This window comes from Sphingomonas sp. AP4-R1 (genome assembly GCF_013113735.1).
In the GTDB taxonomy this organism is placed as follows: Bacteria; Pseudomonadota; Alphaproteobacteria; order Sphingomonadales; family Sphingomonadaceae; genus Sphingomonas_I.
This window is the reverse complement of the sequence record NZ_CP053346.1, coordinates 1,854,506-1,873,249: the sequence shown is the minus strand read 5'-3', so window position 1 is coordinate 1,873,249 and position 18,744 is coordinate 1,854,506. Positions and strand designations below refer to the sequence as shown.

Sequence of the window (18,744 nt, the reverse complement as noted above, 5' to 3'; positions counted from 1 at the left end):
GCTCAAATGTCCCGTCAGTCAGTAAGAAATGGAGATACGCTTTACCCGATCAGGCCGCGCGCGACCTTGCACACATTGTCCAGCGTGAAGCCGAACTTCTCCTGCAGTTTCGCGAGGGGAGCCGACGCTCCGAAGGTGGACATGGTGATCGTCTCGCCCTTCGTGCCGACATAGCGATCCCAGCCGAACGATCCGGCCTGCTCGATCGCCAGACGCGCGGTGACATCGGGAGGCAGCACGCTGTCGCGATAGGCCTTGTCCTGCTTCTCGAACAGATACCAGCTCGGCAGCGACACGACGCGGGACTTCACGCCCTCCGCCGTCAGTTTCTCGTGCGCCTGCACCGCCAGCGGCAATTCGCTGCCCGTGGCGATCAGGATCAGCTCGGGCGTGCCCTCGCTGTCGCCCAGCACATAGCCGCCCTTCTCGACGCCGTCCGCCGAGGCATAGGTGCTACGGTCGAGCGTCGGGATCGCCTGACGCGAGAGGATGAGCGCGGTCGGCTCGTGCGTGTGCGTCAGCGCGACCTTCCATGCCACCGCCGTCTCGTTCGCATCGCCCGGCCGGATCGTGTCGAGTCCCGGAATGGCGCGCAGCGTGGCGAGATGCTCGATCGGCTGGTGGGTCGGCCCGTCCTCGCCCACGCCGATGCTGTCGTGCGTGAACACGAACACGGTCGGCACTTCCATGATCGCGGCGAGCCGGATCGGCGCGCGCATATAGTCCGCGAACACCAGGAACGTCGCCGTGTAGGAGCGCAGATAGGACAGCGCCATGCCGTTCGCGATCGATCCCATCGCATGTTCGCGCACGCCGAAATGCATGTTGCGGCCGCCATAATCGTTCGGCTCGAACGAGGGCGCGCCCTTGATGTCGGTCTTGGTGGAGGGCGACAGATCGGCCGCGCCGCCGAGCAGCATCGGCAGCTTGGGCGAAATTGCGTTCAGCACCTTGCCGCCCGCATCGCGCGAGGCGATGCCCTTGGCGTCTGCCTCGAACGTCGGCAGGGCCTCGTCCCAGCCCTGCGGCAGCTTGCCCTGCCGCATCAACTGAAATTCGGCGGCCTCGGCCGGAAACGCCTCGGCATAGCGGCCGAACGCCTCTTCCCAGCTTTCGCGCAGCGGCTGTCCGCGCCCGGCGATCGCGTCGCTGAACGCTTCGGAGACGCCCTCCGGCACATAGAAGCTCTTGTCGACCGGCCAGCCATAGGCTTCCTTGGTCTTGGCGACATTCTCCTCGCCCAGCGCCTCGCCATGCGCCTTCTCGCTGCCGGCGCGCGGGCTGCCCCAGCCGATCACCGAATGGACGACGATGAAGGTCGGCCGGTCGTCGGTCGCCTTGAACGCGGCCAGCGCCTGCGCGAAGGCGGCGGTGTCGTTGGCGTCGTCCACATGGATGACGTTCCAGCCATAAGCCTCGAAGCGGCGGCCGACATCCTCGGTAAAGGCGATCTGCGTGTCGCCCTCGATCGAGATGTGGTTGCTGTCGTAGATCCAGCAGAGGTTCGAAAGCTTCAGGTGCCCCGCCACCGACGCCGCCTCGCCGGAGACGCCTTCCATCATGTCGCCGTCGCCGCACAGCGCATAGACGTCATGATCGAACAAAGTGTGCCCGTCGCGGTTGAAGCGTGCGGCCAGCGCCCGCTCCGCGATCGCCATCCCCACCGAATTGCCGCAGCCCTGGCCGAGCGGGCCGGTGGTCGTCTCCACGCCCGTCGTCATCCGATATTCGGGGTGGCCCGGCGTCTTGGAATCGAGCTGGCGGAACTGCTCGATGTCGGCGAGGCTGACGGCGGGATTGCCGGTCGGCACGCCGTCCGCGTCGATCTCGATCACCTTGGCCAGATGCAGCACCGAATAGAGCAGCATCGAGGCATGGCCCACCGACAGCACGAAGCGGTCGCGATTGGGCCAGTCGGGCTTGGCCGGATCGTAGCGCAGGAAATCCCGCCACAGCGTATAGGCCACCGGCGCCAGCGCCATCGGCGTGCCGGGATGGCCCGAATTGGCCTTCTGCACGGCATCCATCGACAAGGTCCGGATCGTATCGATGGCCAGCCGTTCGGGAGACCCGTCCTCATGGAGACGGGAGAAATCTGCGCTCTGATCGGTCATGAAAATGTCCCTCGGTTGGGGCCTGAACGCAGTTTCGCCCGGAAGGATGCCTATGCTTTCATCTGAGGCAACGGCCGGTCGCATCGCTCGACGAGTCCGTCCCGCGCGACGATCAGCCGATCGATCTCGTCCAGGAAAATTCCGTGCCCCAGCAGGCCCGGAACGGCCGAAAGCGATGCCGCCAGCGCGGGCAGATCGCCCATGTCGGCGAAGCGGCAGTCGGCGAGCAGATTGCCTTGATCGCTGCGCTTCCCCTCGCGCAGCACCGCCTCGCCCCCCAGCCGCCCCAGCGCGGCCAGAACCGAGGAGCGCGCGAACGGCAAAATCTCGACGGGCACGGACCGCGTCACTTGCGCCACCCGCTTAGATCCGTCCGCGATCGCGACGTTCAGCGTGGCCGAGCTGGCGACGATCTTCTCGCGCAGCATCGCCCCGCCGCCGCCCTTGATCGCGCGCAGCATGGGATCGATCTCGTCCACGCCATCGATGCACAGGTCCACCGCCGCGCAATCGGCGAAGTCCAGCACGGCGAGGCCCACCGCCTCGGCCGCGCGCGCCGTGGCGAGCGATGTCGCCACGGTCCGCACCGCCAGCCCCTCCGCCGCACGCCGTCCCAGCGCGGTGATGGCGTGCGCGGCGGTGGTGCCCGTACCGAGCCCTACGAGCATCCCCGCTTCGACCAGAGCCACGGCGGCCTCGGCCGCCATAGCCTTATCCGCGTCGTGGTCCTGCGCCACCGGGCTTACTTCCGCGCCGCCGCCGTCTTGTCGCGCGCCGCGCGGAATTCGCTGTCGGCGCTCCACTGCGGCCATTCACGCGAATTGGCGAGCTTCTCGCCCAGCGTATAGAGCAGGTCCAGATCCTGCACCGCGCCGCTCAGATCCGTGCCCGGCACCCATTCGTCGGCGGGCTGGTGATAGCGGTTCTTGGTATAGTCCGCCGCCAGTGCCTCGCCCTTCGCGGTGCCGCCATCGACCAGATCGTTGCCGCCCTTGAAGGAGATGGCGGGGACGCCCTGCTTGGCCATCGGGAAATGATCCGAACGGAAGAAGCCGCCCGCCTCCGGGTGCGATTCCGGCGTGAAGGTGCGGCCGACCTTGGCGCCCTGCGCGATCAGATCGTCGAGCAGGCCGAGCTTGGCGCTGCCCGAAATGCTGAAATTCTTCGCGAGGCCCAGCATCTGGATGCCGTCCATGTTGATCGCGCCCACCGTCGTCGCCAGCGGGAAGAGCGGGTGCGTCGCATAATATTCGGAGCCGAGCAGCCCCTTCTCCTCGGCGGTGACGGCGAGGAACAGCACCGAGCGCTGCGGCTTCGGGCCGCTCGCGAAGGCGCGGCCCATCTCGATCAGCGCCGCCGTGCCGGAGGCGTTGTCGAGCGCGCCATTGTAGATCTTGTCGCCCTTCGCATCGGGCGCGCCGACGCCCAGATGATCCCAGTGCGCCGAATAGACGACGGTTTCGTCCGCGTGCGTCGTGCCCTTCACCCGTCCGGCGATATTGTGCGAGACGATCCGGCCGCTCTGCGCCTTCAGATAGATCGAGAGCGTCGCGTTGAGCGGCATCGGCTTGAAGGCGCGCGACTGCGCCGCTTTCTTCGCGCCGTCGAAATCCAGGCCCGACGCGCGGAACAGCTGCACCGCCAGATCACGCTGGATCCACGCCTCGACCGGCGCATGGCTCGCCTTCGGATTCTCGCGGACGATGTCGAACATCACGTTCGTGTTCGAATTCTTCACCGTCGCCCATTCGTAGGAAGCGGGCTTGCTTTCATGCACGATCAGGGTGCCGATCGCGCCGCGCCGGGCGGCTTCCTCATATTTGTAGGTCCAGCGGCCATAATAGGTCATCGCCTTGCCGCCGAAGTCGCCGGCACCCGTCTCGAAATCGGGATCGTTGACCAGCACGACGATCAGCTTGCCCTTGACGTCGACGCCCTTGAAATCGTCCCACTTCTTCTCGGGCGCGGTCACGCCGTAGCCGACGAAGACGAGCGGCACGTTCCTGATGTCGATCGCCTTGGTGCCGTCGAGCGGCGCCCGCACGGCGATCTCCTCGCCCTGCGTCAGCGTCTTGGTCGATCCGCCCTCGTTCAGCGTGATCGTCGGGCTGCCGACCGTCTCGGCGCGCAGCAACGGCACGTCCTGCGTCCAGCCGCGCGCGCCATTCTTCATGTCGCCCGCCGGTTCCAGCCCCGCCTCGGCCATCTTGGCGGAGACGTAGGCGATCGTCTTGTCTTCGGCGGGGGTGGCCGGACCACGGCCCTCGAACGCGTCGGAGGACAAAGTCTCGATATGGCCTGCGATCTTTGTCGCATTGAAATGGGAAGGAGCGGTCTGGGCGAACACCGGCGCGGCCCCCAGCAGGAAAGCCGCACCACACATCAGACCGCTCTTCATCAACGACGCCTCCGGATTATCCGGGCGCCTGACTGCCGTGTCGCGCGCCGCCCAGCAAGGGGGCGACTCAGTTGGACGCCACCTGCAGGGGCGCGCGCGTGTCCCGAACCGGGCGCCCGTCGAGCCGCGCGATCACCTGCGCGTCACGGCCATAGGGATCGCCATAAGAGACGAGATCGCCCTTCTCGTCCTGATCGAGCGTGAAATAGACGAGATAGACGTTGGTGCGCTTCGGCAGCTGCAGCGTGCGCGTGTCGGCCTGCGCCAGCGCCTCGTCCAGCTGCGTGCCGTCGCCGCCGTCCGACATCAGTTCGGCCGCGAGCTGGTCGATATTCTTCACCCGGATACAGCCGTGGCTCAGCGCGCGATCATCCTTGGCGAAGCCGGCCTTGGCGGGCGTATCGTGCAGATAGATCGCCTGATCGTTGGTCAGGTTGATCTTCAAGCGGCCGAGCGCATTGCGGGGCCCCGGAGGCTGGCGAACGGTATAGCCACCCGCCGATGCCTTGAACACATAGCCGCCGCGCCCCGGCCGGAGGTTCGAGCTTTTGATGATGCTCTGCGGCACGTTCCACCACGGATTCACCACCAGCGAAGGCGCGTCGCCCGCGATCCACGGCGTCGGCGTATCCTTCGCGCCGACCACGACCGTGTAGGTAGACAGGACCGTGCCATCCTCGATCCGCTGCAGGCGGTAGCTGGGCACGTTCACATAAAGATAGTCGCGGCCCAGATCGCGCGGCATCCACCGCCAGCGCTCCATATTGGCGCGGATCCGGTCGCGGCTCGCGCCGTCGGGCGCATCGGCCAGCGCGGTCTTCAACGCTTTGTAGCGCGCATCGATGGGCAGCAGGCTTTCCAGATAGGAGCGCACCTGGCCGCGCAATACGGCACCGTTCAGCACCATCGGATCGACCGAGCCCTGGCCGCGATCGATATGCCAGCCCAGATCGGCGCGATCGCCGACCCGGCCATATTGATAGTCATGCGCCAGCGTCAGCGCGGATCGCTCGGCCAGCGCATCCAGCGCCGGGCTCTCGCCCGCATCCAGCCCGCCCTTGAGCGCGGCGAGGCCGTAATCCTCGGGCCGCAATCCCTCGTCGGCGGACGCCTCGATCGCGCCGATCAGATCGCGCACGGCCGACTTCTTCCAGACAGCCGCGGCGGCGGGCGCCGGAGCGTCGAGGGCGGCAGCCGTCGCCGTGACGGGCTGGTCCGGCACGCTGCCGGCTCCTACCGCGCAGAAGGCTGCGCCAGAGAGCAGGAGAAGGCGCCAATCGGCTGGCGCGGGCCGGCGTTTGAACTGCATTTTTACGCTCCGTGAACCTTGACAGGCACAACGAAGCTACGGCCCGCACGATCCATCGGATGCAAAAGTCAACGATGTTTTTGCGTATTTTTTGCAGACCATCTCCGTCCATGCACGCTTCGACGTGGACAGGATGCCATTCTGCGGGATTTTTGCAGTTCGAAACAGTCTGGGATGGCACAAATCGGGACGCCCGGTCGTTCCTGCCTCCCATGTCCAAGCTCAACCCCCTCGAGGCTCCCGAAGATGAGCGCATCGTCGCCGTAGGTCTGCTCACCGAGCAGGACCTGAGCGTGCTCGGCCAAGGATTCCGCCGCGCCTATCGGGTGGAGCAGGATCATGATTTCCACGCGCTGCTGCGCGCGATCGACCGCGCCGATCGCGAGCGTCGGGAAGGATGAGGCGGCGTAGGCGAAAAGTCCGATTATTAGTCCTTCGTCATTGCGAGCGCAGCGAAGCAATGACGAAGATTCGATCGACGGGCGCCCCCGATGGGAGCGCCCCTCCCCTTACTTGATGATCCCGCAGGCCACGCGGTCGCCCGCACCGCCGATCGGCTGCGTCGTATAATCGTCCGGCTTGGCGTGGATCACGATGGCCGATCCGTCCGCATCGTGCAGCGGCGCCATCGCCGTCAGCGCGGTGAAGAGTTCGGCCTTCGCCGTGCCGTCCGCCGCCGCATAGATGTTCGGCAGGTCGCCCGTGTCGTTCGCGGCCGGGTTCAGCAGGCCGTGCACGGCGGGCGTCGCGCTGTGCGTGTGGGCGCCGGCGGCCTTGAAGCCCGCATCGGAGCAATCGGCCTTCTCATGCAGGTGGATCGCATGCCAGCCCGGCGTCAGGCCGGTCGCGTCCACCTTGATCAGCAGGCCCTTGGGCGCCGAAACCAGCTCGACCGTGCCGGCCGAGGCACCGGATGCATTCTTCAGCGTCACCATATGGGCGGCGGCTAGAGCCGGTGTGGCGGCGATCATCAGCGCAAGCGGGAGAGAGAGGCGCATCGTCGGCATTTCCTTCTGCTGGGCGAGGGCTTGGTCTGGAGGCGTAACCCGCGCGGATCACGCGCCGTTCCTCTCGTTGCAATAAACGGGCGATGCAAGGGGCACGAAGCGCTGCTACAAGCCGTCCGATGGCCGCCAATCACCTCTATCTGATCGACGGCTCGGGCTATATTTTCCGGGCTTATCATCGACTTCCGCCGCTCACGAACCGTCACGGAGTGCCCGCCGGCGCCGTCTACGGATTCACGACGATGCTGTGGAAACTGCTGGACGATCTCCACAAGGCCGAAGGGCCGACGCACCTCGCGGTGATTCTGGACGCCTCGTCCAAGACGTTCCGCAACGACATGTACGATCAGTACAAGGCGCACCGGCCGCCGCCGCCCGAGGATCTGGTGCCCCAGTTCCCGCTGATCCGCACCGCCACGCGCGCTTTCTCCGTGCCCTGCATCGAGGAGGTCGGGCTGGAGGCGGACGACATCATCGCCTGCTATTCCAAGGCCGCGCTGGAGGCGGGCTGGCAGGTCACGATCGTTTCGTCCGACAAGGATCTGATGCAACTGATCGAGCCCGGCCGGCTCGATCTGTTCGATACGATGAACAATCGTCGGCTGGGCCGCGAGCATGTGCTGGAGAAATTCGGCGTCGAGCCCGCCCAACTGGGCGACGTGCTGGCGCTGATGGGCGACAGCGTCGATAATGTTCCCGGCGTGCCCGGCGTCGGCCCCAAGACGGCGAGCGAGCTGATCCAGACCTATGGCGATCTGGAATCCGTGCTGGCCGCCGCGCCCGACATCAAGAAACCCAAGCTGCGCCAGAATCTGATCGATCATGCGGACAATGCGCGCCTCAGCCGCGAGTTGGTGCGCCTGGTCTGCGATCGCCCGCTGCCGGAGCCGCTCGAAGACCTCGCGATGAAGGGCATCCCGCCCGAGCCGCTCAAGGAATTCCTGGCGGACATGGGCTTCCGCTCGCTGCTGACCAAGCTGGCGGGCGCCGAGGTCGCGACCGAAACGATCGCGCCGCGCATCGAGGATGCGATTCCGTTCGTCCACAAGGAGTATGAAACGGTCACGACCGAGGCCCAGCTCGACGCCTGGCTCGCCGCGATCCGGGCGGAGACTGTGGTCGCGGTCGATACCGAGACCGATCATGTCGATTGCGTGCGCGCGAAGCTGGTCGGCATCAGCCTGGCGACCGCGGCGGGCAGGGCCTGCTACATCCCGCTCGCGCACGGCCATGCCAGCGACGATCTGCTCGCCGAAAAGCCGGTCCAGCTGGATCAGGCTTTGGTGATCGCGAAGCTGAAGCCGCTGCTGGAGGATCCGTCGATCCTGAAGATCGGCCAGAACCTCAAATATGATCTGATCATGCTGCGGAAGAACGGCACCGACATCGTCTCCTATGACGACACGATGCTGCTCTCCTATGATCTCGATGCCGGTCTCGGCGGCCACGGCATGGACGAACTCGCCAAGCGCCACCTCGATCACAGCTGCATCGAGTTCAAATCGGTGTGCGGCACCGGCAAGAGCCAGATCACGTTCGACAAGGTCGCGCTCGACAAGGCCACCGAATATGCGGCCGAGGATGCGGACGTCACGCTCCGCCTGTGGCAGCGGCTGAAGCCCCGCCTGCCGCACGAGGCCGCCACCCGCGTCTATGAACTGGTCGATCGCCCGCTCGTGCCCGTGCTGGCCGAGATGGAGCGCGCGGGCATCCTCGTCGATCGCGCCGAACTGGCCAAGCTCTCGTCCGAATTCGGCGAGGAGATCCTCCGCCTCGAAGGCGTGATCCACACCGCCGCGCAGGGGCCCTTCACGATCGGCAGCCCCAAGCAACTGGGCGAGGTGCTGTTCGATCGCCTCGGCGCGGCCGGCGGGCGCAAGGGCAAGAGCGGCGTCTATTCCACCGACGTGACCGAGCTGGAGCGGATCGGCGCGGGCGAGGATGCCGCCGCCGAAGTCTCTCGCCTCGTTCTCGAATGGCGCCAGCTTTCGAAGCTGAAATCCACCTATACCGATGCGCTGCAGGAGCAGATCAATCCGGTCACGGGCCGGGTCCATACCAGCTTCTCGATGGCGGTCGCGCAGACCGGGCGCCTCTCCTCCACCGATCCGAACCTGCAGAATATCCCGATCCGCACCGATGTCGGCCGCCGCATCCGCGAGGCGTTCGTGGCGCGGCCCGGCCACAGCCTGATCTCGGCCGACTATTCGCAGATCGAGCTGCGTCTGGCCGCGCACATGGCGGACGTACCCCAGCTGCGCGAGGCGTTCGCGCAGGGGACCGACATCCACAATCTCACCGCCGAGGAATTGTTCGGCGAGGTCAATCGCGAGACGCGCGGCCGCGCCAAGACGATCAACTTCGCGATCCTCTACGGCATCTCCTCCTGGGGTCTGGCGGGGCGCCTCGGCGTCGACCGGAACGAAGCGCAGGCAATCATCGATCGCTATTTCGAGCGCTTCCCCGGCGTGCAGACCTATATCGCCGAAACGGTGGCGATGGTGCGCGAGAAGGGCTTCGTCACCACCCTGTTCGGTCGCAAGACGCACCTGCCCGGCATCAAGGGCAAGACGGTGGGCGAGCGCCAGTCGGCCGAACGGCAGGCGATCAACGCGCCGATCCAGGGCACCTGCGCCGACATCATCAAGCGCGCGATGGTCCGCATGCCGGCCGCCCTCGCGGACGCGGGCCTGACGAACACGCGCATGCTGCTCCAGGTGCATGACGAACTCGTGTTCGAGGCGCCCGATGCCGAGGTGGAGGCCGCGAAGCCCGTGATCCTGAAAGTGATGGCGGGTGCCGCCGAACCGCACGTCACCCTGTCCGTGCCGCTGGGCGTCGAGATCGGCCACGGCCAGAGCTGGGGCGCCGCGCATTGACGAACGCGATCGCGTCTCCCCTCCCGCCTGCGGGAGGGGTCGGGGGTGGGAACTCCCCAGTTCGCCCCGGATCTTATTGCGCCACGTCCCTCGCCTCGTTCGTCCTGAGCGAAGTCGAAGGACGTGCTTCAGGCGGCATCGCGCGTAGCCCGTGCTTCGACAGGCTCAGCACGAACGGAAGATCGGAACGCTCGTCTCGTGGCTAGCCGTCCTGCCCAAGAAGGCCCCGGCGATATCGAGCAGCTCGCCAAGGGCGGGCGCACGAATTTCTTCGGCTTCCTGCTGCGCCTCGCCGCGCGCCTGCCTTTCCTGTTCATCGCGGGGCGCTGGTATGGCGCGGATGCGCTCGGCCGCTTCGCTTATGCCACGATCATCGTGGAGTTCGCCGGCCAGCTCGCGACGATGGGCCTGAAGCGCGGCCTCGCCCAGCAGCTTTCCAACACGCGCCGCCCCCACGTCCATGTCGTGTGGGACGGGCTGCTCGTCGGCTTCCTCGCCTCGTTCGTGACGGCGGGCATCCTGATCGCGGTGCCCGAGATCATGTTCCCCAACAGCCAGATCAACGGCATGGACCGGCTGCTGGCGCTCACCATCTTCGGCTGGGCGGGATCGGACATCGCGCTGGCGGCCCTCGCCTATCGCGGCGATATCGGCGCCTCGGTCCGCGCGCGATCGCTGATCGAGCCGTGGACGATCAGCATCGCCGCCTTCGCCTTCGCTTTCTATTCGACGCGTGACGGCCTGATTATCGCCTACGCGCTCTCCGCCATCGCCGCCTTCGGCGCCTCGCTCTGGCCCTTGTTCCGCAGCTATGGCCGCCCGGATAGATGGCGGCCGGAGCCGCTTCAGCTGGGCAAGACCGCGCTCCGCAACCTGCCGATCGCGGGTGCCGACGCGATCGAATGGGGCTCGCGCCGCCTCGATATCGCGATGCTCGGCCTGTTCTTCTCGCCCGCCATCGTCGGCATCTATTATGTCGCCCAGCAGGTCGCGAGCCTGCCGCAGAAATTGAAGACCAGCTTCGATCCGATCCTCGGCCCCGTCATCACGCAGAACCTGGCCGAGGACAATCTCGGCGCGGTCGCCAAGCAGGTGCGGCAGGTCGGCTTCTGGATCATCGCCGCGCAGCTCGGCATCGCGCTGGCGCTCTCCATTCCCGGCAAGGCGGTGATGGGCCTCGTCGGCCCCAGCTTCGTCGGCGGCACCGGCGCGCTGGCCGTGCTGCTCGCGGCCGAAGCGATCGCCGCCACCGCCGTCGTGTCGGAGGCGGCACTGATCTACGTGGCGGCCAAGCGCAATTTCCTGATCTCGCTGCTGATGATCGCCACGCAGGCGTTGCTGTCGGTGGCTTTGGTGTGGCTGCTCCGCGCGATCCTGCCGTCGCTCGCCGACTGGCACTGGGTCCAGCCCCGCCCGGACGAGAATGAGGATGTGATCGCCGCCGCCGGCCCCGCCATCGCGCTGATGCTGGCGCTGGGCGGTGCATCGGTGGCCAAGGCGCTGCTGCTGCGGCGGATCCTGCGCGCGAAGGTGTCGGGCTGGCGCTGGTCGCTCGTCTTCGCCGCGATCGTCGCCGCCGTCACCGGCTGGGCCGTCACGCGCCTGCCGCACAGCCTGGAATGGGTGGAGCTGGCGATCGGCGTGCCGCTGATCCTGGGCGTCTATGGCGCGATCGTCTGGCGCTTCGGCTTCACCACCGACGATCGCGCGCTCTTCCGCAAGCATCCGACACCCGCCACCGCTTGACAGGGCCATATCGGGACGAACAAGCTGCAGCCATAATCCCGCAACGGGAATGCGCGCATGGACAAGCTGCTTTCGGCCAGGGTCGTCGCTTTCGTTCACGTGACCGACCGGGCACGCGCGCTCGATTTCTATGAGCGCGCGCTCGGCCTGCCGCTGCGCAGCTCCGATCCGTTCGGGGATTTCCTCGATCTCGGCGGCCCGCTGCTGCGCATGACGGTGATCCCCGATTATGTGCCGCATCCCCATCCCGTGGTCGGCTGGAACGTCGCGGACGTGCGCGCCACCGCCGCCGCGCTGGAGGCGCGCGGCGTGGAACTCGCCATCTATGACGGGATCGGCCAGGATCAGGACGGCATCTGGAGCGCGCCTGACGGCCAGACGAAAGTGGCGTGGTTCCTCGATCCCGACGGCAATGTGTTGAGCCTCGCGGAGACCTGAGCGTCATCGCCGTACTCCGGCGAAAGCCGGAGTCCAGAGCTTCGACCGCTACGCTTGCAGCCCTGGGCTCCGGCTTCGCCGGAGCACGGGACATTCTCTCGGAATAGCCCGCTCGAAAACAAATGCCCGTTTCGGCACGCGCCGCATCGATCCGCCTCCGAAAAAGCCGGAATGCTGCACGGGAAGCCAGTGCCCGCCGACGCCGCGATCCGCCATAACATTGCGGTCACGTTTCGGAGCCTTCGATGTCCACACGGTCGTTCGCCGCTTTTGCCGCCGCCCTGCTCGCCTCCGTCCCCGCTTTCGCCGCCACGCCCTCCGGCGTCACCGCGATCGTCGGCGCGACCATCTTCGACGGCACCGGCACGGCGCCTTATGCGGGCACGGTCACTCTCTTCGGCGACCGCATCCTCGCCGTCGGCCCCTCGGTGAAGCCGCCGCGCGGCGCGAAGATCGTGGATGCCAGGGGCAAGGCGTTGCTGCCCGGCTTCTTCGACGTCCACACCCACTGGACGCCCGCCGGCCTGCCCGGCACCACGCCGCAGATCGCCAACGCCTATGTGAAGCTGGGCGTGACCACCGTGAACGACTTCAACGACCAGCCCGAAAGCTTCGCGCCGCGCCGCGAATGGCTGAGCCAGCTCGCCTCGCCCCACGTTCTCTTCGCGGCCCGCATCAGCACGCCGGGCGGGCACGGCGCCGACTGGGCGGACGAGGCGACCACGATCGCGATCACCACGCCCGAGGGCGGCCGCGCCGCGATCCGCAGCCTGATCCCGTACAAGCCGGACCTGATCAAGGTGTTCAACGACGGCTGGCGCTACGGCACCATGCCCAACAACAACAATGTCAACGAAAACGCGCTCGCCGCCGTGGTGGTGGAGGCGCATAAGCAGAACTGGCCGGTGCTGACCCACACCGTCACCGTCGAGCGCGGGCTGGAGGCGGCGCGGGCCGGCGTGGACTCGCTCGCCCACGGCCTGCAGGACCGCAAGCTGACCGCCGACGAAGTGGCGGCGATCAGGAAATCGGGGATGGCGATGGCGCCGACGCTCGCCGTCTATGAGCCGGTGAAGCCCGGCCAACCCGCCCGCGCCGCCGACGATCCCCGCCTCGCCGTCGGCCGCGCGCGCTTCGCCACCGCTTTCTATAACGTGAAGACGCTGCACGACGCGGGCGTGCCGATCGCGCTCGGCACCGACGCCGGCATGCCCGGCACGCCGCATGGCAGCTCTTCGCTCCACGAGATGGAGCTACTGGTGCAGGCGGGCCTCACGCCGACCGACGCCTTGCTGTCCGGCACCTCGGTCAGCGCGCATCTGATGCGCGTCGATCAGGATCGCGGCACGATCGCCGCCGGCAAGCGCGCCGACATCGTGCTGGTCGACGGCACGCCCTGGGCGAAGATCAGCGACGTGTTCAAGACGTGGCAGGTCTATATCGACGGGCGCCTCGTCTCCGGCGCGGGCGCCCCGGCGCTGCCCGCGCTCAACCGCACCGATCGGCTGCCCTCCGTCACGGTGCCCGCGCTGGTCGACGATTTCGAGCGGCCCGATGGACGCTCCGGCCTCGACACGCTCCGCATTACCGATCCTGACGGCGGCCTCGACCGCTCGATCGAGGTGGCCGAGGTGATCACTCGCGAAGGCGGCGGCCATGCCCTCTCGATGACGGCCAAGATGTCGCAGAAGGCGAACCCCTATGCGGGTGTCGTCCTTCCGCTGACGCGGGGATCGATCAAGCCGGTCAATCTCTCCCACTATCAGGGCGTCCGCTTCGAGATACGTGGCAAGGGCAGCTATCGCCTGCGCCTCAACGGCCTCGATGGCAGTTGGTCCGCCCCCGTCACGGTGACGGGCGAATGGCAGGGCATCACGATCCCCTTCGCCTCGCTCCGCCCCGCCGGCGGCGAGGAGCAGGCCGCCGCCAAGACCGGCTGGACGGGCGACGGCATCACCCAGATCGAGGTCGGCGGCAACGGCCCCGCCGGCGAGCGCATCTGGATGATGCTGGACAATGTGACGCTGTATTGAGCGGGGTGATTCAAACGTTACCCACCCGCTTGCACTGAGCCTGTCGAAGCCTGTCCTGAGCGCCTGCCTTGGCAGGCAGTCGAAGGGTGCCGTTCTTCTTTATCCCTATCGCGTGTAGGAAGAAGGACAGTGCTTCGACAGGCTCAGCACGAACGGGTTTTGGAGACAGTCGGGGCTTATCCCCCGATCGTCGATTTGGCGCGCGTGTCGCCCATGCGGACGAACACGATCAGCGAGATCGCGATCAGCCCGGCGACATACCAATAGAAGCCCTGCTCGGCGCCCAGCGACTTGAACAGCAGCGCCACATATTCGGCGCTGCCGCCGAACACGGCATTGGCGATCGCATAGGGCAGCGCCACGCCCAGCGCGCGGATATGCGCGGGGAACAGCTCCGCCTTCACCACCGCGTTGATCGCCGTATAGCCGGAGACGGCGACGAGGCCGCACATCACCAAGGCGAAGGCCAGCCAGGGGTGGCCCGCCGTGCCCGCAATCGCCTGAAACAAAGGCACCGTGCCGAGCGTGCCCAGCACGCCGAACGCGATCAGCAGAGGCCGCCGCCCGATCCGATCGGACAGGGCGCCCACCACCGGCTGGAGCAACATGTAGCAGAAGAGCGCGGCCGTCATGATCGCGGTCGCCGTCTCGCGGCCGAAGCCCGCCGTGTTGACGAGGAATTTCTGCATGTAGATCGAGTAGGCATAGAAAGCGACGGTGCCGCCCGCCGTAAGCCCGATCACGAGCGCAACGGCGCGTGGATGTTCCCGGAACAGCGCGAGGCCGGTGGAGCGCGCGGCCCCCCCCGCCTTGGTGGCGAGGAAGTCCTTCGTCTCCTCCATCTTCCGCCGGATGATGAAGACCGCGATCGCCAGCGCGCCGCCGATCACGAACGGGATGCGCCAGCCCCACGCCTCCAGTTCGGCGGGCGACAGGATCGCCTGCAACAGCAGAGCGAGGCACAGGGCCACCAATTGCCCTGCGATCAGCGTGACATATTGGAAGCTGGAATAGAAACCGCGATGCCGGCTCGTCGCGATCTCCGACAGATAGGTCGCGCTCGCGCCATATTCGCCGCCGACGGACAGCCCCTGCATCAGCCGCGCGATCAGCAGCATCGCCGGCGCCAGCACGCCGACGCTTTCGAACGTGGGCGTGGCCGCGATCAGCAGCGAACCCGCACACATCAAAGTAACGGAGACGGTGAGCCCCGCCTTGCGCCCGTGCCGATCGGCATAGACGCCCATGATCCACGCGCCGAGCGGCCGCATGACGAAGCCGACCGCGAAGATCGCCGCCGCGCTCAGCAATTGCGCGGTGGGATCGCTCTTCGGAAACAAGGCCGGCGCGAAATAGAGCGTGAAGGCCGAATAGGCATACCAGTCATACCATTCGACCAGATTGCCCCCCGAGGCGCCGAGGATGGAGCGGATCGGCGTGCGCGGTGCGGCGGTGGCGGTCATGCATGTTTCCCCATGTTGCGGGGTGTGGGACATTGGCTGCGGCGGGGCAAGGCGCGGCATGCGCAAGTCCGACGGTCGACGGAAACCGCACCGTTCCGCCCGCATGCGACGAGCTCGTTGGCCGACACGGGCGCAATACCCGCGTCCCGTCTCAAGCCCGTGGCGCCGCTCCGAACAGCTCGTCGGCGAACAGGTCGATCGCCTTTTGCGAAATGCCGGTATTGTTGAGCAGCACGATGCTGTCCTGCGTGTCGTAGCGGTGCGCGAGCAGCGTGCGATAGCCGGCGGTGCGGCCGGTTTCCCACGCCGCCTCGACCGGCTTTCCGCCGATCATCATCGTCCGGACCCGCCCGCCGAGCGAATAATCCTGATCGGCGACGCGCACCGTCCGCAGCGCCGTCAGGGAGGCGGGCGAGACGAAGCGCCGGTCGAACACGGCGTGGGCCGCGCGCAGCAGATCGGGGGCGTTGCTGAAATAGCCGCCCGAGGCCGCCATCGCCGGCGTGCGCGGATTGCCCCATTCGACCGGCGGCTCCACGGTGCGATAGGACAGAGCCGAGCCGGGCCGGTTCTCGGTGCCCAGCGCCGCGGTGGTATGGCTGAGGCCGATGGGATCGAGCGTGATGGCGCGCATCGCCTGCTGGAAAGGCTTGCCCGTCACCGCCTCGACGATCGCGACGACGATGAACCAGTTGGTCATCGCATAATCGAACCTGCTGCCGGGCTCGAAGGCGAGATCGCCGGACGCGAAACGGCGGACCGCCTCCGCGGTGCCGAGATCGCGGCTGACCAGATCGGGCTCGGCCTTCGTCGCCACGCTGAAGCCGTTGGGGATGCCGCTGGTGTTCGACAGCAGATGCGCGAGCCGGACGCGGGCGCCGGTATCCGCGCGGTAATCCGGAAGCAGCGTCGCGATGGGAGCGTCGAGGGCGAGCTTGCCGGCCTCCACCAGCCTGAGCACCGTGACCGTGGTCAGGAACTTCGAGATCGAGGCGATGCCATAGACCGTATCGGTGGTCGCCGGCGTGTTCGCGGCGATATTCGCCAGCCCGAAATTCCGGGCATAGACCGGGCTGCCGGCCTTGGCCCGGAGGATCGAGCCCGCAAATCCGTTGGCCTTCACGAAGGCGTCGATCTTGGCATCGTCGGGATGGCCGCTGGCCTGGAGTGGCAGCGGGGCCAGCACGCTCATTCCCGTGGCCGCACCGCCCCGCAACAGCGCGCGTCGATCGATCAGCATGCCGGCCGTCCCTCCCCTACCCCTTACCAGAAGAGGGTCATTGCAAGGGCGATATGAATGCCGGATTGCAGCGCGTCCGGGTGCCGGCATCGCTCCCGGCCGCCATATCCTCGCTTCGGCTCACCGCACTGCGAAGTCGCATCATCGACTCGGTTAACGCGCGAATCAGACATTCATGTGCCGGACAGGTTGTCCCCAACACTCCTTGGCAGCTGATAAGTTGAGAGGAGTAGCTCGATGCGTATCACTACGAACAAGGCAGGAATTCACGCGATCATTTTCATGCTGGCCGCGTCGTCGGCAGGCAGCTTGTCTGCGCAGGAGATACCATCCGCCGATCCGAGCATCGTTGTAAATGGCCAGTCTATGGCAGGCCCGGAAATCAAGGGCGTCATCACTGCGCGCAACGGCGAAAAGCTCAAGGTAACGGCGGAAGATGGCACGGCCACCGTCATCGCCGTCAATGATGCGACGCGGATCAAATCCGCCAGCGGGCTGTTCGGTTCCAGCCGCAACAAGATGTCGGCGGATGCATTGCTCAACGGCCTGCCCGTGACCGTGAAGACCTTCCAGCCGACGGACGGCCAGACGGGCGGAGAACTGGTCGCCAACCAGATCACCTTCCGCAATAACGACTTCAAGACGGCCTCGATGATCCGCAACGGAACGTCGCAGCGCTTCGACGAACAGGTCGCCGCCACGGAAGCGCTGCGCGGCCGGATGGGCGACATCGACAAATATAACATCAAGAGCACCACCAACGTGCACTTCGATACGGGCCGGTCCGAACTGTCCGCCGAGGACAAGACCCAGCTTTGCGCCGCCGCGACCAATGCGCAGGCGACCGAGAATGCGCTGATGCTGGTGGTCGGCTATACCGACTCCACCGGCAATGACGACATCAACCAGCAGCTCAGCGAGAAGCGGGCCGCGCGCGTGATCAATTATCTGCAGCAGAATTGCGGGTGGAAACCCTATCGCATGCTGACGCCCACCGGCATGGCCAAGGCCGATCCGCTGGCCAGCAACGATACGGCCGAAGGCAAGGCGCAGAACCGCCGCGTCGCCGTCAACATCATGGTGAGCAAGAGCGTCGACGGGATCTGACGGATGATGGTGGCTGGGGGCGGATGCGCGCCCCCGGCCATGCATTTTTCAGCGTGCTTCAGGACGTTGGTTTCCGGCCACGTGCGGCGCGAATGTCATCGTCTAACAAGGCGACCTTGCGCGCATAGCAGGCCCGGACGGGCAACAGCTCGCTAACACCTTCGCGGACACAGGCCTGCACGATCGCGCAGGCGATCCGGTCGACCCGCGCATCTCCGGTCGAAACGTCGGTGTGACACCAGACGAGCAGCCGCCCCTCATTGGCGAAATGCAGCTTCGCCCGGCGCAAACGGCGTCCGATCACCACAATATCGTCCTCGCGCGCGGGCAACGTATCACGGCCCTCCTCCATCAGGGGCGAGGCCAGCATGTCCCTGGTGATCGAGAGAGAGACATCCAGCGGCTCCAGGAATAGCCGGGGTGGGATCGCCGCCGGTGCTGGCTCGGCCGCCCGGGTCAGCATGCCAGGCGCCGCCGATTTCGACGCGAATGTTTGCGGCATCCTGCAGATCCCTACCCGCCGTGCCGTCATTCGCCAGCTGGTTCGCGAGGGCCCGCGCGCTCCGCCATCGGTTGCTATTTCGGATTCCACGGCGATCCGATCCTCCGTCACGATCGCCTCGAGCCATTGGCTGCGATCATAGGAGGCCGTGAGTTGCTCACCCACGACCACGACCCTGCAACCTTGGCGACCGGTCACGCGGTTACCCCGGAAACGGAACGACATCTTTCCGCATAACGTGCCGCTTCCAGCAGCGACCTGAACAGCGGGCATTGCACCGAGCAGTTGGCGCAGCATGACGATTTGATCGCCGGCTGGAATGCATGCCTTCCACTTCATGGGCCGGGAAACATGCGTTGCCCCGATCCCTACAGAGCGATCGAATTCCCATTCGCCGCCTTCAAGGATGATGCGCTTGCCGTTGACGATGATCTCGGGATCGGCGGGCGGCGGTGGCGCGGCGGCACCCGCGCCCCAGATCGGGGCGGCGATCAATGCCGCGCACAGC

General features: G+C 66.6%; 14 protein-coding genes. 6 read left to right on the top strand and 8 right to left on the bottom strand.

Annotated elements, in window-relative coordinates:
- Positions 1-41 precede the first annotated feature (41 nt).
- From tkt to HL653_RS08845, 4 genes are all read right to left on the bottom strand, one after another.
- Positions 42-2,114 (bottom strand): transketolase, encoded by a 2,073-nt coding sequence (gene tkt, locus HL653_RS08860; RefSeq protein WP_171744203.1) that lies wholly within the window; start codon positions 2,112-2,114, stop codon positions 42-44.
- Positions 2,115-2,164: 50 nt separating this feature from the next.
- Complete coding sequence (gene rpiA / locus HL653_RS08855) at positions 2,165-2,821, bottom strand: ribose-5-phosphate isomerase RpiA (protein WP_253717775.1); 657 nt, start codon at positions 2,819-2,821, stop codon at positions 2,165-2,167.
- 35 nt (positions 2,822-2,856) lie between these two features.
- The gene (locus HL653_RS08850; RefSeq protein ID WP_171744201.1) at positions 2,857-4,512 is read right to left on the bottom strand and encodes a M28 family metallopeptidase; all 1,656 of its coding nucleotides are present in this window, start codon (positions 4,510-4,512) and stop codon (positions 2,857-2,859) included.
- Positions 4,513-4,579: 67 nt separating this feature from the next.
- Positions 4,580-5,821 carry a L,D-transpeptidase family protein gene (locus tag HL653_RS08845; RefSeq protein WP_171744200.1) on the bottom strand — a complete coding sequence of 414 codons (1,242 nt, stop codon included), beginning with the start codon at positions 5,819-5,821 and terminating at the stop codon, positions 4,580-4,582.
- A 74-nt stretch (positions 5,822-5,895) separates the two neighbouring features.
- Here HL653_RS08845 and HL653_RS24150 point away from each other — a divergent pair, with 74 nt between their 5' ends.
- Positions 5,896-6,222 carry a hypothetical protein gene (locus HL653_RS24150; protein WP_253717772.1) on the top strand — a complete coding sequence of 109 codons (327 nt, stop codon included), beginning with the start codon at positions 5,896-5,898 and terminating at the stop codon, positions 6,220-6,222.
- Between the two features lie 108 nt (positions 6,223-6,330).
- Here HL653_RS24150 and HL653_RS08835 read toward each other — a convergent pair whose 3' ends face one another.
- Positions 6,331-6,819 (bottom strand): superoxide dismutase family protein, encoded by a 489-nt coding sequence (locus HL653_RS08835; RefSeq protein ID WP_171744199.1) that lies wholly within the window; start codon positions 6,817-6,819, stop codon positions 6,331-6,333.
- Positions 6,820-6,947: 128 nt separating this feature from the next.
- Between HL653_RS08835 and polA the strand changes: the two genes are divergently transcribed.
- The 4 genes from polA to HL653_RS08815 all read left to right on the top strand — a co-directional run bounded on the left by polA (position 6,948) and on the right by HL653_RS08815 (position 13,924).
- The gene (polA, locus tag HL653_RS08830; protein WP_171744198.1) at positions 6,948-9,707 is read left to right on the top strand and encodes a DNA polymerase I; all 2,760 of its coding nucleotides are present in this window, start codon (positions 6,948-6,950) and stop codon (positions 9,705-9,707) included.
- 198 nt (positions 9,708-9,905) lie between these two features.
- The gene (locus HL653_RS08825) at positions 9,906-11,453 is read left to right on the top strand and encodes a lipopolysaccharide biosynthesis protein (protein ID WP_171744197.1); all 1,548 of its coding nucleotides are present in this window, start codon (positions 9,906-9,908) and stop codon (positions 11,451-11,453) included.
- Between the two features lie 57 nt (positions 11,454-11,510).
- Positions 11,511-11,891, top strand: coding sequence for a VOC family protein (locus tag HL653_RS08820; protein ID WP_171744196.1), 381 nt, complete (start codon positions 11,511-11,513; stop codon positions 11,889-11,891).
- Positions 11,892-12,136: 245 nt separating this feature from the next.
- Entirely contained in the window at positions 12,137-13,924 is a 1,788-nt protein-coding gene (locus tag HL653_RS08815; protein WP_171744195.1) for an amidohydrolase family protein, read from the top strand.
- 176 nt (positions 13,925-14,100) lie between these two features.
- On the opposite strand, the gene HL653_RS08810 is transcribed toward HL653_RS08815, so the two are convergent.
- Together HL653_RS08810 and HL653_RS08805 are read right to left on the bottom strand one after the other, a co-directional pair.
- Complete coding sequence (locus HL653_RS08810; RefSeq protein WP_301337965.1) at positions 14,101-15,387, bottom strand: MFS transporter; 1,287 nt, start codon at positions 15,385-15,387, stop codon at positions 14,101-14,103.
- A gap of 151 nt (positions 15,388-15,538) precedes the next feature.
- Entirely contained in the window at positions 15,539-16,627 is a 1,089-nt protein-coding gene (locus tag HL653_RS08805; RefSeq protein WP_216599965.1) for a serine hydrolase, read from the bottom strand.
- 237 nt (positions 16,628-16,864) lie between these two features.
- On the opposite strand from HL653_RS08805, the gene HL653_RS08800 reads away from it, so the two are divergent.
- Positions 16,865-17,734 carry an OmpA family protein gene (locus HL653_RS08800; protein ID WP_171744194.1) on the top strand — a complete coding sequence of 290 codons (870 nt, stop codon included), beginning with the start codon at positions 16,865-16,867 and terminating at the stop codon, positions 17,732-17,734.
- A 58-nt stretch (positions 17,735-17,792) separates the two neighbouring features.
- On the opposite strand, the gene HL653_RS08795 is transcribed toward HL653_RS08800, so the two are convergent.
- Positions 17,793-18,731 (bottom strand): hypothetical protein, encoded by a 939-nt coding sequence (locus HL653_RS08795; RefSeq protein ID WP_171744193.1) that lies wholly within the window; start codon positions 18,729-18,731, stop codon positions 17,793-17,795.
- Positions 18,732-18,744 lie beyond the last annotated feature (13 nt).